Origin of the sequence: Escherichia sp. HH41S (genome assembly GCF_009820115.1) — a bacterium.
Taxonomy (GTDB): Bacteria; Pseudomonadota; Gammaproteobacteria; order Enterobacterales; family Enterobacteriaceae; genus Escherichia; species Escherichia coli_F.
Genome location: NZ_VNXE01000086.1, coordinates 249,690 through 265,460 on the forward strand (window position 1 = coordinate 249,690; position 15,771 = coordinate 265,460).

12 protein-coding genes are annotated in these 15,771 nt (G+C 50.3%); 8 read left to right on the plus strand and 4 right to left on the minus strand.

Annotated elements, in window-relative coordinates; translation table 11 throughout:
• Window positions 1-16 precede the first annotated feature (16 nt).
• On the minus strand, window positions 17-769 hold the full coding sequence (gene actS, locus FQZ95_RS17205; RefSeq protein WP_160530458.1) for an amidase activator ActS: 753 nt from the start codon (window positions 767-769) through the stop codon (window positions 17-19).
• A 415-nt stretch (window positions 770-1,184) separates the two neighbouring features.
• On the opposite strand from actS, the gene xdhA reads away from it, so the two are divergent.
• The 3 genes from xdhA to xdhC are packed head-to-tail and all read left to right on the plus strand — an operon-like array spanning window position 1,185 to window position 4,847.
• A complete protein-coding gene (gene xdhA / locus FQZ95_RS17210) occupies window positions 1,185-3,482 on the plus strand; it encodes a xanthine dehydrogenase molybdenum-binding subunit XdhA (RefSeq protein WP_160530459.1) in 2,298 nt (765 codons plus the stop codon).
• 10 nt (window positions 3,483-3,492) lie between these two features.
• A complete protein-coding gene (gene xdhB, locus FQZ95_RS17215) occupies window positions 3,493-4,371 on the plus strand; it encodes a xanthine dehydrogenase FAD-binding subunit XdhB (RefSeq protein ID WP_105276700.1) in 879 nt (292 codons plus the stop codon).
• Window positions 4,368-4,847: a xanthine dehydrogenase iron sulfur-binding subunit XdhC gene (gene xdhC / locus FQZ95_RS17220; protein ID WP_001016584.1), complete on the plus strand. Its 480-nt coding sequence runs from the start codon at window positions 4,368-4,370 to the stop codon at window positions 4,845-4,847. The genes xdhB and xdhC overlap by 4 nt, the downstream gene beginning before the upstream one ends.
• A gap of 39 nt (window positions 4,848-4,886) precedes the next feature.
• Here xdhC and FQZ95_RS17225 read toward each other — a convergent pair whose 3' ends face one another.
• Window positions 4,887-6,665, minus strand: a complete 1,779-nt coding sequence (locus FQZ95_RS17225) for a sigma-54 interaction domain-containing protein (protein WP_105276701.1) — start codon at window positions 6,663-6,665, stop codon at window positions 4,887-4,889.
• A gap of 478 nt (window positions 6,666-7,143) precedes the next feature.
• Between FQZ95_RS17225 and ygeW the strand changes: the two genes are divergently transcribed.
• From ygeW to arcC, 5 genes are read left to right on the plus strand one after another with little or no spacing between them, the layout of a single operon-like run.
• The gene (gene ygeW / locus FQZ95_RS17230) at window positions 7,144-8,331 is read left to right on the plus strand and encodes a knotted carbamoyltransferase YgeW (protein ID WP_001360948.1); all 1,188 of its coding nucleotides are present in this window, start codon (window positions 7,144-7,146) and stop codon (window positions 8,329-8,331) included.
• A gap of 58 nt (window positions 8,332-8,389) precedes the next feature.
• Window positions 8,390-9,586 (plus strand): diaminopropionate ammonia-lyase, encoded by a 1,197-nt coding sequence (gene dpaL / locus FQZ95_RS17235; protein ID WP_000110494.1) that lies wholly within the window; start codon window positions 8,390-8,392, stop codon window positions 9,584-9,586.
• A gap of 57 nt (window positions 9,587-9,643) precedes the next feature.
• Complete coding sequence (locus FQZ95_RS17240; RefSeq protein ID WP_001107125.1) at window positions 9,644-10,855, plus strand: YgeY family selenium metabolism-linked hydrolase; 1,212 nt, start codon at window positions 9,644-9,646, stop codon at window positions 10,853-10,855.
• Window positions 10,856-10,907: 52 nt separating this feature from the next.
• On the plus strand, window positions 10,908-12,293 hold the full coding sequence (gene hyuA / locus FQZ95_RS17245; RefSeq protein ID WP_160530460.1) for a D-phenylhydantoinase: 1,386 nt from the start codon (window positions 10,908-10,910) through the stop codon (window positions 12,291-12,293).
• Between the two features lie 47 nt (window positions 12,294-12,340).
• Window positions 12,341-13,273 (plus strand): carbamate kinase, encoded by a 933-nt coding sequence (arcC, locus tag FQZ95_RS17250; RefSeq protein ID WP_088541703.1) that lies wholly within the window; start codon window positions 12,341-12,343, stop codon window positions 13,271-13,273.
• Window positions 13,274-13,313: 40 nt separating this feature from the next.
• Here the strand turns inward: arcC and yqeB are convergent, their stop codons facing one another.
• Both yqeB and yqeC read right to left on the minus strand, forming a co-directional pair.
• Complete coding sequence (gene yqeB / locus FQZ95_RS17255; RefSeq protein ID WP_001020405.1) at window positions 13,314-14,939, minus strand: selenium-dependent molybdenum cofactor biosynthesis protein YqeB; 1,626 nt, start codon at window positions 14,937-14,939, stop codon at window positions 13,314-13,316.
• 47 nt (window positions 14,940-14,986) lie between these two features.
• On the minus strand, window positions 14,987-15,757 hold the full coding sequence (yqeC, locus tag FQZ95_RS17260; protein ID WP_105276702.1) for a selenium cofactor biosynthesis protein YqeC: 771 nt from the start codon (window positions 15,755-15,757) through the stop codon (window positions 14,987-14,989).
• Window positions 15,758-15,771 lie beyond the last annotated feature (14 nt).

Genomic DNA, 15,771 nt, shown 5'->3' on the forward strand with positions numbered 1-15,771 from the left:
GCTGATTAATTCGCCATCAGCATTTTGGCTTGCTGCCCTGAGGCGGCAAGTAACGCAGCGGATCAATTGCCGTTGCACGGTAACGAATCTGGAAATGCAGGCGAACAGATGCCGCATCAGTGCTCCCCATAGTGGCGATTTTTTGCCCAGCCTTCACGCTTTGCCCATTATTTACCAGCATCGTGTCATTATGGGCGTAAGCCGTAATGTAATCTTCACTGTGTTTAATCATGATGAGATTACCGTAGCCACGCAGCTGGTTGCCCACATACACCACCTTTCCTGCACCCGCGGCGTAAATAGGTGTACCCCGTGGAGCTGAGATATCAATCCCTTTATTGCCGCCATCAGCTGTCGAATACGGCATGATAACTTTCCCTGTCGTTGGCCATAACCAACAACGTTGCCCTACTGGCGGCCAGGAAGATTTCGGTACCGCTGATGACGGTGTAACCGATGCGGTTTTGGTCGTTGATTTGGCGGTTGCTTTACGTGTACTGCTACTTTTCGCCCCACCCAGTTTTAGTTTCTGACCAACTTCAATGGTGTAAGGGGGGGAAATGCCGTTCAGCCGCGCCAGCTCTTTTACGCTGGTTCCCGTGGTGCGCGAAATACGATATAGCGTATCCCCCCGTTTCACGGTGTAAACGGAGCCGGAATACGTTCCTGTATCGGATGATTTGCTACCCGAACAGCCCGCTAAAAGCAGTCCAATCGATAACAACATCACGATACCCAGAGATTTTTTATTCAGGCGTCCCGCACTCAAAATCTTTCCTCGCTTAAAAAACAAGACGCCATATCATAGCAGCCAGCCTCTGGATACCCAATCTCTCGCTTCTGGAAAAACGAGGTAATTGAGAAAGAGATTAATTTCATTTGGCAAAGGGAAGTATCATAAGCAAAATATTTGCTGTGGTGGTATCGAAGTTCCTGACTCTTTTACCCTATTTCCCATCCTGATGCGTAATAATCCTGATTTATCACATTGATTTTATCGCCACTCATATTGATACGTATCACTGCCCCTATTCAGGGTCCTGTTTCGTATCATATCTGTGTTTTTTTAACATCATCACACTTCCTTCCTCCCTTAACGCTTATCGTCGTTTCTGGCGTAAATCTTGCCTGCTTAGACTAAATCTTTGCCATAAGAACCAAATGTTCAAATCGAGGGGATTTCTATGGAAGCGCGGGAAGCAACCGCTACGGGTGAATCATGCATGCGCGTCGATGCCATTGCTAAGGTCACTGGGCGGGCACGATATACTGACGATTATGTTATGGCGGGCATGTGTTACGCGAAATATGTACGTAGCCCTATCGCACATGGTTATGCTGTAAGTATTAATGATGAACAAGCCAGAAGTTTGCCTGGCGTACTGGCGATTTTTACCTGGGAAGATGTGCCTGATATCCCATTCGCTACAGCGGGGCATGCCTGGACACTTGACGAAAATAAGCGCGATACCGCTGATCGCGCACTACTAACTCGCCATGTTCGTCATCATGGTGACGCAGTTGCCATCGTCGTTGCCCGCGATGAACTTACTGCAGAAAAAGCGGCGCAATTGGTCAGCATTGAGTGGCAAGAATTACCTGTTATCACCACACCAGAAGCGGCGTTGGCAGAAGACGCTGCACCAATCCATAACGGCGGTAATTTACTTAAACAAAGCACGATGTCGACGGGCAATGTCCAACAAACAATTGATGCCGCCGATCACCAGGTCCAGGGGCACTATCAGACGCCGGTCATTCAACATTGTCATATGGAAAGCGTGACCTCACTGGCATGGATGGAAGATGATTCACGAATTACCATCGTTTCCAGCACCCAGATCCCGCACATTGTTCGCCGCGTAGTTGGTCAGGCGCTGGATATTCCCTGGTCATGCGTACGAGTTATCAAACCGTTTGTCGGTGGCGGTTTTGGTAATAAACAGGATGTACTGGAAGAGCCAATGGCGGCATTCCTGACCAGCAAGCTTGGCGGCATTCCGGTGAAAGTTTCCCTTAGCCGTGAAGAGTGTTTCCTCGCAACCCGTACCCGCCACGCTTTTACTATTGACGGGCAAATGGGCGTAAACCGAGACGGAACGTTGAAAGGTTATAGTCTGGATGTTCTGTCTAACACTGGCGCTTATGCATCTCACGGGCACTCCATCGCTTCTGCGGGCGGAAATAAAGTCGCTTACCTTTATCCTCGTTGTGCCTACGCTTACAGTTCAAAGACCTTTTATACCAACCTCCCCTCGGCTGGAGCGATGCGCGGTTATGGCGCGCCACAAGTCGTATTTGCCGTTGAGTCAATGCTTGATGACGCCGCGACAGCGTTAAATATTGATCCTATTGAAATTCGTTTACGCAACGCTGCCCGCGAAGGAGATGCTAATCCGCTCACGGGCAAACGTATTTACAGCGCAGGGTTACCGGAGTGTCTTGAAAAAGGCCGGAAAATCTTTGAATGGGAAAAACGCCGTGCAGAATGCCAGAACCAGCAAGGCAATTTACGCCGGGGCGTTGGCGTCGCCTGTTTTAGCTACACCTCTAACACCTGGCCTGTCGGCGTAGAAATAGCCGGCGCGCGCCTTCTGATGAATCAGGATGGAACCATCAATATGCAAAGCGGCGCGACGGAAATTGGCCAGGGTGCCGACACCGTGTTCTCGCAAATGGTGGCAGAAACCGTAGGGGTTCCGGTCAGCGACGTTCGCGTTATTTCAACACAAGATACCGACGTTACGCCGTTCGATCCCGGCGCATTTGCTTCACGCCAGAGCTATGTTGCCGCGCCTGCGTTGCGCAGTGCGGCACTGTTATTAAAAGAGAAAATCATCGCTCACGCCGCTGTCATGCTACATCAGTCAGCAATGAATCTGACCCTAATAAAAGGCCATATCGTGCTGGTTGAACGACCGGAGGAATCGTTATTGTCGTTAAAAGATCTGGCGATGGACGCCTTCTACCACCCTGAACGCGGCGGGCAGCTCTCTGCCGAAAGCTCCATCAAAACCACCACTAACCCACCAGCATTTGGCTGTACCTTTGTTGATCTGACGGTCGATATTGCGCTGTGCAAAGTCACCATCAACCGCATCCTCAACGTTCATGATTCGGGTCATATTCTTAATCCGTTGCTGGCAGAAGGTCAGGTACACGGCGGAATGGGGATGGGCATTGGCTGGGCGCTATTTGAAGAAATGATCATCGATGCGAAAAGCGGCGTGGTCCGTAACCCCAATCTGCTGGATTACAAAATGCCGACCATGCCAGATCTGCCACAACTGGAAAGCGCGTTCGTCGAAATCAATGAGCCGCAATCCGCATACGGACATAAGTCACTGGGTGAGCCACCAATAATTCCTGTTGCCGCTGCTATTCGTAACGCGGTGAAAATGGCTACCGGTGTTGCAATCAATACACTGCCGCTGACGCCAAAACGGTTATATGAAGAGTTCCATCTGGCAGGATTGATTTGAGGATAACATCATGTTTGATTTTGCTTCTTACCATCGCGCAGCATCCCTTGCCGATGCAATAAACCTGCTGGCTGACAACCCACAGGCCAAACTGCTCGCCGGTGGCACTGACGTACTGATTCAGCTCCACCATCACAATGACCGTTATCGCCATATTGTTGATATCCACAATCTGACGGAGCTTCGTGGAATTACGCTAGCGGAAGATGACTCGCTACGCATCGGCTCAGCAACGACATTTACCCAGCTCATTGAAGATCCTGTAACTCAACGTCATCTCCCGGCGTTATGTGCTGCGGCCTCGTCCATTGCTGGACCGCAGATCCGTAACGTCGCTACCTACGGAGGAAATATTTGCAATGGAGCCACCAGCGCGGATTCTGCCACGCCAACGCTAATTTATGATGCGAAGCTGGAGATCCACTCCCCGCGCGGTGTTCATTTCGTCCCGATTAATGGCTTCCACACCGGACCGGGCAAAGTATCCCTTGAGCATGACGAAATCCTTGTCGCCTTTCATTTTCCGCCCCAGCCGAAAGAACACGCAGGCAGCGCCCATTTTAAATATGCCATGCGCGATGCGATGGATATTTCAACGATTGGCTGTGCCGCACATTGCCGACTGGATAACGGCAATTTCAGCGAATTACGCCTGGCATTTGGCGTTGCCGCGCCAACGCCGATTCGCTGCCAACATGCCGAACAAACTGCACAAAATGCGCCATTAAACCTGCAAACGCTGGAAGCCATCAGCGAATCAGTCCTGCAGGATGTCGCCCCGCGTTCTTCATGGCGGGCCAGCAAAGAGTTTCGTCTGCATCTCATCCAGACGATGACTAAAAAAGTGATTAGCGAAGCCGTCGCCGCGGCGGGGGGAAAATTGCAATGAATCACAGCGAAACAATTACCATCGCATGCACCATTAACGGGATACCTTTTCAGCTTCACGCCGCGCCAGGCACGCCGCTCTCGGAATTACTCCGCGAACAAGGGCTGCTAAGCGTCAAGCAAGGTTGCTGCGTGGGTGAATGTGGTGCCTGTACGGTGCTGGTCGACGGTACTGCGATAGACAGTTGCTTATACCTTGCCGCCTGGGCTGAAGGCAAAGAAATCCGCACGCTGGAAGGTGAAGCGAAAGGCGGAAAACTTTCTCATGTCCAGCAAGCTTATGCGAAATCCGGCGCGGTGCAGTGCGGGTTTTGTACGCCTGGCCTGATTATGGCTACCACGGCAATGCTGGCGAAACCACGCGAGAAGCCATTAACTATTACGGAGATTCGTCGCGGCCTGGCGGGAAATCTTTGTCGCTGCACGGGGTATCAGATGATTGTAAATACAGTTCTGGATTGCGAGAAAACGAAGTAAAAGGATATCCGGCCTGAACTCAGGCCGGATTTACTGAGGTTATGCGTTTAACAACTCATATTTCTTTATCTTGCGATAGAGCGTAGCAATGCCGATACCCAGTTCATCAGCAACTTGCTTCTTGCTGCTATGACGTGAAAGCGCCTCGCGGATCATTTGCTTTTCCATCTCCTCCAGCGCCGTGCCGCCCGCATCATCGAGTGCCAAGTGCGCCTCGCTGACCTCTGTTACATCACTTTGCTCCGTTGTGCCATTATTCAGCAAATTTGGAGGCAATAGCGTGCTGTCGATAACTTCACCTGAAGGAACAACGTTAACCAGATATTCCATTAAATTGCTTAACTCGCGCAGGTTTCCGGGCCAACGATGCTTACGCAATATCTCGACGACATCGGGAGCAATGCCAGGATAAACCGATCCCAGACGACGGGTATGCAGATGTAAAAAGTAATGTACCAGCAGTTCAATATCTTCCTGACGTTCACGCAGCGGTGGAAGAGTGATCGGGATAACATTGAGTCGGTAGAAGAGATCTTCGCGGAATTTACCTTCGGCAATGAACTGGGCCAAATTCTGGTTAGTTGCAGAAATGATTCGGATGTCGACCTGAATTGGGCTACTGGCACCAATCGGCAGTATTTCACGCGCCTCAATAGCGCGCAGTAATTTAGCCTGCAACATTAATGGCATATCACCAATTTCATCGAGAAACAGCGTGCCCGTATTCGCCGCCTGAATCAACCCTGTTTTACCGTTGGCTGAAGCGCCAGTAAATGCGCCTTTAACATAACCGAATAGTTCGCTCTCCAGAAGTTGTTCAGGAATCGCGGCACAGTTGATAGCAATAAAGGGTTTATTTCGTCTTCCACTCAACTTATGGATTGCACGCGCGACGACTTCTTTACCCGTGCCGCTTTCACCAACCACCATAACGCTGGATGGGCTGGGTGCAATACGGCTAATGAGTCGTTTTAATTGCCGCATAACACGGCACTCGCCAACCAATTGTTCAATATGCGGTTCATCAGGTGCATTTGCTACAGAAAAACTGGTATGCGATTGGTGAAACGCCATTAAAAATAATTGTCTGCCCTGAATGTTATGCAATTGACCAATGATTAATTCACTTTTATCGTCCCACGAAACAATATGTTGCATATGTCCGTGGGTAAAATTACTCTCAAATGTTAATGGTCTGAAACGGATAGGTTTCCCAATAATATTATTTTGCACAACACCGAGTGTTTTTAAGGCCGTCTGATTAACAAACTGAACCCGATTATCGTCATCAACAACTAATACGCCCTGATCCATATTATCGATCATGGTCGCGAATATTTTACTGATGTTATCTCCTGGTCCCTGATCCTCCAGAAGTTTCGAAACAAAAATGGTGGATATATGGCGAACGTAATCAGAAAACTCGCGTAAATTATCACTGATATGTTCTTGTTGCTCGTGGGTAACTGCAATCAAACTTATCACCCCAACACAACGATCCTGTAAAATGACAGGCGTACCCAGAAATGCTTTTTCGCGACAATTATCTTTATTATCGCAACCTTCGCAAAGGGGATCGAAGCGAGACTGTGTCACAACTTTTTCAGTTTTCGTTTCCAGGACGTGGCGGAGCAGGCGTGAGTTGCCGCTCAACTGGCGGCCAAGAAACTTCCCATACGCGCCCGTTCCGGCGACGCGACACAAGTTTTCATCAACGATCTCAACCTCAAGCTGCAAAACGCTGGCAAGCATTCTGGCAAAACGCTGAATTGTCGGTTGAATTTGCATCAATACTGACTGCGTAGTAGCAAGCTCCATAGCTTTACCTTCCAGACTTACTTAAAAGTCGATCATTGAAGACGTTGATGGTTCACAGATCATCATGATATTAACTCAGGCGAAATTGGCTTTGATAAAAACATAAGGTTTTTATCACTTTCTAATGAAATTATGGAAGAGATATCACATTTCTATATCAATATGAGAATTACAGCGGTGAGTTTATCAAACTGACGAGGGATAGCCTGCCCCTTTATCTTATTTCTGATACTTAGCAGCAAATAAACAACGCAATAAAAAAAGCCAAACGTTTTCGTATTTTACACACAACCGGAAGCTGGCATCAATTTGTGATCTACACCACACATTACCCGTCAAATTAGTCTTTTATAGCCGTGTGGATAATTCTGGCACACTTATTGTTAGTCCCTGGTATAGCTGTGAAAACACCAATCACTTTGGCAAGTCACAGTGAAATAAACCACTTTGCCTGTCATTCCACTACCGGGACTTTATGATGAAAACTGTTAATGAGCTGATTAAGGATATCAATTCGCTGACCTCTCACCTTCACGAGAAAGATTTTTTGTTAACGTGGGAACAGACGCCTGATGAACTGAAACAAGTACTGGACGTTGCCGCAGCATTAAAAGCACTGCGTGCTGAAAACATCTCAACCAAAGTCTTTAATAGTGGATTAGGTATTTCCGTATTCCGCGACAACTCCACCCGTACCCGCTTCTCTTATGCTTCCGCGCTTAACCTGCTCGGCCTTGCACAGCAAGATCTCGACGAAGGCAAATCACAAATCGCTCACGGCGAAACCGTACGTGAAACCGCCAATATGATCTCCTTCTGCGCCGACGCTATTGGTATTCGTGACGATATGTATCTGGGCGCAGGTAACGCCTATATGCGTGAAGTTGGCGCTGCGCTTGATGACGGCTACAAGCAGGGCGTGCTTCCACAGCGTCCGGCTTTAGTGAACCTACAATGCGATATCGACCATCCGACTCAGTCAATGGCTGACCTGGCATGGTTGCGTGAACACTTTGGTTCGCTCGAAAACCTGAAAGGTAAAAAAATCGCCATGACTTGGGCATACTCGCCAAGCTACGGCAAACCGCTCTCTGTACCGCAAGGCATTATCGGCCTGATGACCCGCTTCGGTATGGATGTCACCCTGGCCCATCCGGAAGGCTACGATTTGATCCCGGATGTAGTTGAAGTAGCTAAAAATAATGCTAAAGCCTCTGGCGGTAGCTTCCGTCAGGTCACCAGCATGGAAGAAGCCTTCAAAGACGCAGACATCGTTTATCCGAAGTCATGGGCACCTTACAAAGTGATGGAAGAGCGTACTGAACTGCTGCGTGCGAACGATCACGAAGGCTTAAAAGCACTGGAAAAACAGTGTCTGGCACAGAACGCGCAACACAAAGACTGGCATTGCACTGAAGAGATGATGGAACTGACCCGTGATGGCGAAGCCCTGTACATGCACTGCCTGCCAGCAGATATCAGCGGCGTATCCTGCAAAGAAGGTGAAGTCACTGAAGGCGTATTCGAAAAATACCGTATCGCGACCTACAAAGAAGCCAGCTGGAAGCCATACATCATCGCAGCAATGATCCTTTCCCGTAAATATTCCAAACCAGGCGCACTGCTCGAACAACTGCTGAAAGAAGCGCAAGAACGCGTGAAATAACCCCCTCGGGCCGATCGACAGGTCGGCTCTCTATTTCCAGAGGCCAAAAGGATAGGATATGTCCGTTTTCTCATTGAAGATTGATATCGCCGATAACAAATTTTTCAACGGCGAAACATCACCGCTCTTTTCGCAAAGCCAGGCAAAACTGGCGCGCCAGTTCCACCAGAAAATTGCTGGCTATCGCCCAACACCACTTTGCGCGCTGGACGATCTCGCAAACCTTTTTGGGGTGAAAAAAATTCTCGTTAAGGACGAATCAAAACGATTCGGTCTGAACGCATTCAAAATGCTCGGCGGCGCATATGCCATCGCTCAGTTGTTGTGCGAAAAATATCATCTTGATATCGAAACACTGTCATTCGAGCATCTGAAAAATGCCATCGGCGAAAAAATGACATTTGCTACAACGACCGACGGCAACCACGGGCGCGGTGTTGCCTGGGCAGCACAGCAACTCGGTCAGAACGCGGTAATTTACATGCCGAAAGGTTCCGCTCAGGAACGCGTTGACGCCATTCTGAACCTCGGAGCCGAGTGCATCGTCACTGATATGAACTATGACGATACCGTTCGCCTGACCATGCAACACGCGCAGCAACACGGCTGGGAAGTGGTGCAAGATACCGCCTGGGAAGGCTACACCAAAATCCCAACCTGGATCATGCAGGGCTATGCCACTCTGGCAGATGAAGCCGTCGAGCAAATGCGTGAAATGGGCGTAACCCCAACTCACGTTCTGCTGCAAGCCGGTGTCGGCGCGATGGCCGGCGGCGTACTGGGTTATCTGGTCGACGTCTACAGCCCGCAAAACCTGCACAGCATTATTGTTGAACCTGACAAAGCTGACTGTATCTATCGTTCTGGTGTCAAAGGCGACATCGTCAACGTTGGCGGCGATATGGCCACTATCATGGCGGGCCTGGCTTGCGGCGAACCTAACCCACTGGGCTGGGAAATCCTACGTAACTGCGCCACCCAATTCATCTCCTGCCAGGACAGCGTTGCCGCATTAGGTATGCGCGTGCTGGGTAATCCGTACGGCAACGACCCGCGCATCATCTCCGGTGAATCCGGCGCTGTCGGTTTGGGCGTTCTCGCGGCGGTTCATTATCACCCGCAACGTCAAAGCCTGATGGAAAAACTAGCGCTGAACAAAGATGCAGTGGTGCTGGTTATCAGCACTGAAGGCGACACCGACGTGAAGCACTACCGCGAAGTTGTCTGGGAAGGCAAACACTCTGTAGCACCTTAATCACCCTATTGGAACTGCTCCCCGCAAAACGGGGAGTAAAAAATCTGGAGAAAAATAATGGCTAAGAATATTCCATTCAAACTGATTCTTGAAAAAGCAAAAGATTACCAGGCAGACATGACTCGCTTCCTGCGCGACATGGTTGCGATCCCCAGCGAAAGCTGCGACGAAAAACGCGTAGTGCATCGTATTAAAGAAGAGATGGAAAAAGTCGGCTTCGATAAAGTTGAAATCGACCCGATGGGCAACGTTCTCGGTTATATCGGTCACGGCCCGCGTCTGGTGGCAATGGATGCTCATATTGATACCGTCGGCATTGGCAACATCAAAAACTGGGACTTCGATCCGTACGAAGGCATGGAAACTGATGAACTGATCGGTGGTCGCGGTACTTCCGACCAGGAAGGCGGCATGGCCTCTATGGTTTATGCCGGTAAAATCATTAAAGACCTCGGTCTGGAAGATGAATATACCCTGCTGGTTACCGGTACGGTGCAGGAAGAAGACTGCGACGGTCTGTGCTGGCAGTACATTATTGAACAATCCGGCATTCGCCCGGAATTTGTGGTCAGTACTGAACCGACTGATTGCCAGGTATACCGTGGTCAACGCGGTCGTATGGAAATTCGCATTGATGTTCAGGGTGTTAGCTGCCACGGTTCTGCACCAGAACGCGGTGACAACGCCATTTTCAAAATGGGTCCGATTCTTGGCGAATTACAAGAACTCTCCCAGCGCCTGGGCTATGATGAATTCCTCGGCAAAGGCACCCTCACCGTTTCTGAAATTTTCTTCACATCCCCAAGCCGTTGCGCTGTAGCAGATAGCTGCGCAGTTTCAATCGACCGTCGTCTGACCTGGGGCGAAACCTGGGAAGGCGCGCTGGACGAAATCCGCGCCCTGCCTGCGGTACAGAAAGCTAACGCGGTTGTTTCTATGTACAACTACGACCGTCCGTCCTGGACTGGCCTGGTTTACCCAACCGAATGCTACTTCCCGACCTGGAAAGTGGAAGAAGATCACTTCACTGTTAAAGCACTGGTGAATGCCTACGAAGGTCTGTTTGGCAAAGCGCCGGTTGTTGATAAGTGGACCTTCTCAACTAACGGCGTATCTATCATGGGTCGTCACGGCATTCCGGTGATCGGCTTTGGCCCGGGTAAAGAACCTGAAGCGCATGCACCTAACGAAAAAACCTGGAAATCTCACCTGGTGACCTGTGCCGCGATGTACGCTGCAATCCCGTTAAGCTGGCTGGCAACCGAATAATTACTCTTCACTTATTCCCCTCCGGTTCGCCGGAGGGTTTTTGGAGTTTGCTATGCGCGTATTGATCAAAAACGGCACTGTCGTTAACGCAGATGGACAAGCCAAACAAGATTTGCTGATTGAAAGCGGGATTGTTCGCCAGTTGGGCTCCGATATTTCGCCGCAGCTCCCTTATGAAGAAATTGATGCTACTGGCTGTTACGTTTTCCCTGGCGGCGTAGATGTCCATACACACTTCAATATTGATGTCGGCATCGCGCGCAGTTGTGATGATTTTTTTACCGGTACCCGCGCAGCTGCGTGTGGCGGTACAACAACCATTATTGACCATATGGGATTTGGACCAAATGGCTGCCGATTACGCCATCAACTGGAAGTTTATCGTGGTTATGCCGCCCATAAAGCGGTTATTGACTACAGCTTTCACGGTGTTATCCAGCACATTAATCACGCCATCCTCGACGAAATTCCGATGATGGTCGAAGAAGGGCTGAGCAGTTTTAAACTCTATTTAACCTATCAATATAAACTCAACGATGATGAAGTGTTGCAGGCATTACGCCGCTTGCATGAGTCTGGCGCACTGACCACCGTGCACCCGGAAAATGACGCGGCTATCGCCAGCAAGCGGGCGGAGTTTATTGCCGCAGGGTTAACCGCGCCGCGCTATCACGCCTTGAGTCGCCCTCTGGAATGCGAAGCGGAAGCCATCGCCCGCATGATTAACCTGGCACAAATTGCCGGTAACGCCTCGCTCTATATCGTCCACCTCTCTAACGGCTTAGGTCTGGATTATCTGCGTCTTGCCCGCGCGAATCAGCAGCCAGTCTGGGTTGAAACCTGCCCGCAATATCTCCTGCTGGACGAACGCAGTTACGATACAGAAGACGGCATGAAGTTCATTCTTAGCCCACCACTGCGTAACGTACGCGAGCAGGACAAACTGTGGTGTGGCATTAGTGATGGTGCGATTGACGTGGTGGCGACCGATCACTGCACCTTCTCGATGGCTCAACGCCTGCAAATTTCTAAAGGCGATTTCAGTCGCTGCCCAAATGGCTTACCCGGTGTGGAAAACCGCATGCAGTTACTGTTTTCCAGTGGAGTGATGACGGGACGTATAACACCGGAACGTTTTGTTGAACTAACCAGTGCAATGCCCGCCAGGCTGTTTGGCCTGTGGCCGCAAAAAGGGATATTAGCGCCCGGTTCCGATGGTGACGTGGTGATTATCGACCCACGTCAGAGCCAACAAATTCAGCATAGCCATCTCCACGACAACGCCGACTACTCGCCCTGGGAGGGGTTTACCTGTCAGGGCGCGATTGTCAGAACATTATCCCGTGGTGAAACGATTTTCTGTGACGGCACCTTTACAGGTAAAGCCGGGCGAGGTCGTTTCCTGCGACGCAAACCGTTTGTCCCTCCCGTGCTCTAACCACTGCCAGGGATCTATACACAATCAAGAATGATGAGTGAGGAAAAATGAGTAAGAAAATTGTTCTCGCCCTGGGCGGGAATGCGCTGGGCGACGATCTAGCCGGACAAATGAAAGCGGTAAAAATTACGTCTCAGGCAATTGTTGATTTAATTGCCCAGGGACATGAGGTCATCGTCACTCATGGTAACGGGCCGCAGGTAGGCATGATTAACCAGGCCTTTGAAGCCGCCGCAAAAACTGAAGCGCACTCGCCAATGCTGCCGATGTCTGTCTGTGTTGCCTTAAGCCAGGGATATATTGGTTACGATTTGCAAAACGCCTTAAGGGAAGAGTTGCTCTCCCGTGGCATTCATAAACCCGTTGTCACTCTGGTGACCCAGGTCGAAGTCGACGCTAACGATCCGGCATTCCTCAACCCGACCAAACCGATCGGTTCGTTCTTTACCGAGCAGGAAGCTGAACTTCTGACAAAACAGGGCTACACCCTGAAAGAAGATGCTGGTCGCGGCTATCGCCGTGTTGTTGCTTCACCAAAACCGGTTGATATCATTGAAAAAGAGACGGTAAAAGCGCTGGTAGAAGCAGGCCAGGTGGTGATCACCGTTGGCGGTGGTGGCATTCCTGTTATTCGTGAAGGCAACCATCTGCGCGGTGCCAGTGCGGTTATCGATAAAGACTGGGCCAGCGCCCGTTTAGCAGAAATGATTGATGCCGATATGCTGATCATTCTGACTGCGGTAGAAAAAGTGGCCATTAACTTCGGTAAAGAGAACGAACAGTGGCTCGATCGCCTGTCATTAAGTGATGCTGAACGCTTTATCGAAGAAGGTCATTTTGCGAAAGGTTCTATGCTGCCTAAAGTGGAAGCAGCCGCCTCGTTTGCTCGCTCTCGCGCTGGACGCGAAGCACTGATTACCGTATTGAGCAAAGCGAAAGAAGGGATTGAAGGCAAAACCGGAACGGTGATTTGTCAGTAATTTAAAGGCCGGGTGGGTAATACCATCCGGCCATTTTCATTTAAGCCACTTCCAGCACTTCTTTTGTCGCTTTAACGCCCTGATGCATCAACATCATTAACGCCTCAAGTACGCCGCCGCCAATTGCCCGGGCTTTATCAGAAACGCTGGTGAAATCAGCCGTTTCACCACGTGGATCGATATCACCAATTTTAAAACCACCGACCACCGCCAGTCCGTCGTTCAACAAGCCACGCACCATCCCCGTCAATGGTGCTTTAATTTCATGCTCACCAATCCAGGCAATCACATCGCCCTCTTTCACCAGATCGCCTAATTTCACGTTGGATCGCATAATGCCTGCAGCAGGAGCACGGATCACCCGTCGGGTGGTATGCCCCATAATATTGCCGGGAACACCGGTATTCTCCTGCGCACAACCAGAGTAAATCACCTGACCGAGCCAGTGCCCGCGATTTGTTTCAATTACCGCATGGCAATCCTTCCCAGCAGTAAAGCCCGGCCCAAGCGCGATTGTTACTGGTGCCATATCTGCCCGCGTACCCAAATTCTGTTTCGCCAGAATAGCGTCCACCACGCAAAGCGGTTTCAGTTCATCAAGCAATGAACAGGCGGGATCTACCATCACAGGGATGAATCCGCGTTCGGTAAGTTTCATCGCCTCAGCAGAGCTGGTTGCCAGACGGGCAGTAACACCTTCGACCGTCATTTCGCCGTCGAACACAGCCTGGGCAAACGCCACGGTACAACGAATCACCGTCGGCTTTTCCACTTCCAGCATGATCACTTTAAAACCCGCATGATACAGACGTAGCGCCACACCACTGGCGATATCCCCCGCACCGCGAATCACCACCAGCTGGTGTCCGGAAGGATGAGAAGGTTTCATCATCAGCCCACCCGGCGCGTTATTTTTCACCTGTAATATTTCTGCCAGCACGCTGATGGCGATCTCCTGCGGCGTTTCCGCACCTATGTTGTAACCAACGGGCGCATGTAAACGGGCAATATGTTCTTCAGCCACGCCTTTCTCACGCAATTGACGTAGGAAAAGCTGAACCTTGCGGCGACTTGCCAGCAACCCCAGCCATGCAATGGGCTGTTCAATGAGTTTGTCGAGGGCTTCACGATCCTGATTATTCGTGGCAATCAGGACAAAATTATCAGGGCGAATATCCAGTGCTTCCACTGCCGCACCAAACGACTCAGCATGGAGAAGCGTGGTTGATGGTGGGAATAATTCAGGATTAAGGCTTTCGCGATAAATATCGGCAACGGCAATATCAAATCCTAATAGCGCCGCACTCTGGGCTATCGCCCGGTTGACATGCCCCGCGCCAATCAACACCAGACGAGGACGCATACCATGGACGCTGATAAACACGGACATTGCACCTCCACAATCTGACCCGACAGCATCCACACCGTTACGAGCCATACGTCCATGGAATAATCGCGGCTTACGTTCCTGCAATGCCTGAAGCGACTCTTCAATCACCTTCCGCTCAACCATTCCACCACCAATTGTACCGACGATAGAACCATCGGCGCGCACTAACATTTGTGCAGAATGGCGGGGAGTCGAGCCTCGGCTATCAACAATTTGCGCCATCGCAAACGGACAATTTTGCTCTTCAAGTTTTGCAGCCTCTGTGAAAATATTCATACCAACCTCAATGGATATCCTTTCAGTAACCCGGAATACCCGGGCCGCTAATTCACAAATCTGCGCGCGATTGCAGGATGTTCTTGTATATCGCCCAGCCAGATTGCCTCTACGTCGTGTTGTTGCAGCGGTTGAAGGAGCTCGCTTTGCGCAATCGCATTCTCACATTGAGAAAAACGGTTAATGAACCAGACTCGCCGACAACCTTGCGGTACGTTTTTAAATGCGCCCTGAGGGTGGCGAACCAGCGCAACGAGATCGCTCAGTTGCAAGGTTGCATCAGGTGTTAACCCGGTAATATCAGCAAACTGCGACCAGCGATGGACATTTTCTGTGCTCACTTTCGCACCCAAAATATGTCCTCCCATCACAGCAATCACGCAGCAACTGCTTTTGGGTATGCAAGGTTCGTGCTCATCAGGCGCTTTTAACGGCATTCCACGCGAGCCATCTGCCTCAATGAGAATTACGTCACACTCTGGTCGTTGCACCAGTGCATCAATCGCTTCTGGCATAAATCCCTGCACTTTTCCCTGGTTCGCTTTCCAGCTGTGAAAACAAAATGAAATGGGGGATGTAAGAGACGTATGAGGAAGCATGGCGGGATCACGACAGAAAACCACGGGCCAGTGAGACGTTGGCATAAACATATGTGTCGTCGTAGTGATTAACACACGCCTGCCGCTAGCCTGGAGCAGTTCTGCCAGCCAAAAAAGCAAGCTGGTTTTCCCCCCAGCCCCAACAACAGAAATCACAGTGGGGCGTTTCTGCGCGCCTAAATCAATGAATAATGCCGATGGGTCAACTATACTTTTCACGAGTCTTTATGACC

Excerpts from the sequence above, each read along its gene's own strand:
- arcC (WP_088541703.1), top strand. The coding sequence starts at position 12,341 with ATGAGTAAGAAAATTGTTCTCGCCCTGGGCGGGAATGCGCTGGGCGAC.
- xdhB (WP_105276700.1), top strand. The coding sequence starts at position 3,493 with ATGTTTGATTTTGCTTCTTACCATCGCGCAGCATCCCTTGCCGATGCA.
- yqeB (WP_001020405.1), bottom strand. The coding sequence starts at position 14,939 with ATGAATATTTTCACAGAGGCTGCAAAACTTGAAGAGCAAAATTGTCCG.
- xdhC (WP_001016584.1), top strand. The coding sequence starts at position 4,368 with ATGAATCACAGCGAAACAATTACCATCGCATGCACCATTAACGGGATA.
- FQZ95_RS17240 (WP_001107125.1), top strand. The coding sequence starts at position 9,644 with ATGGCTAAGAATATTCCATTCAAACTGATTCTTGAAAAAGCAAAAGAT.
- ygeW (WP_001360948.1), top strand. The coding sequence starts at position 7,144 with ATGAAAACTGTTAATGAGCTGATTAAGGATATCAATTCGCTGACCTCT.
- xdhA (WP_160530459.1), top strand. The coding sequence starts at position 1,185 with ATGGAAGCGCGGGAAGCAACCGCTACGGGTGAATCATGCATGCGCGTC.
- hyuA (WP_160530460.1), top strand. The coding sequence starts at position 10,908 with ATGCGCGTATTGATCAAAAACGGCACTGTCGTTAACGCAGATGGACAA.
- dpaL (WP_000110494.1), top strand. The coding sequence starts at position 8,390 with ATGTCCGTTTTCTCATTGAAGATTGATATCGCCGATAACAAATTTTTC.
- FQZ95_RS17225 (WP_105276701.1), bottom strand. The coding sequence starts at position 6,665 with ATGGAGCTTGCTACTACGCAGTCAGTATTGATGCAAATTCAACCGACA.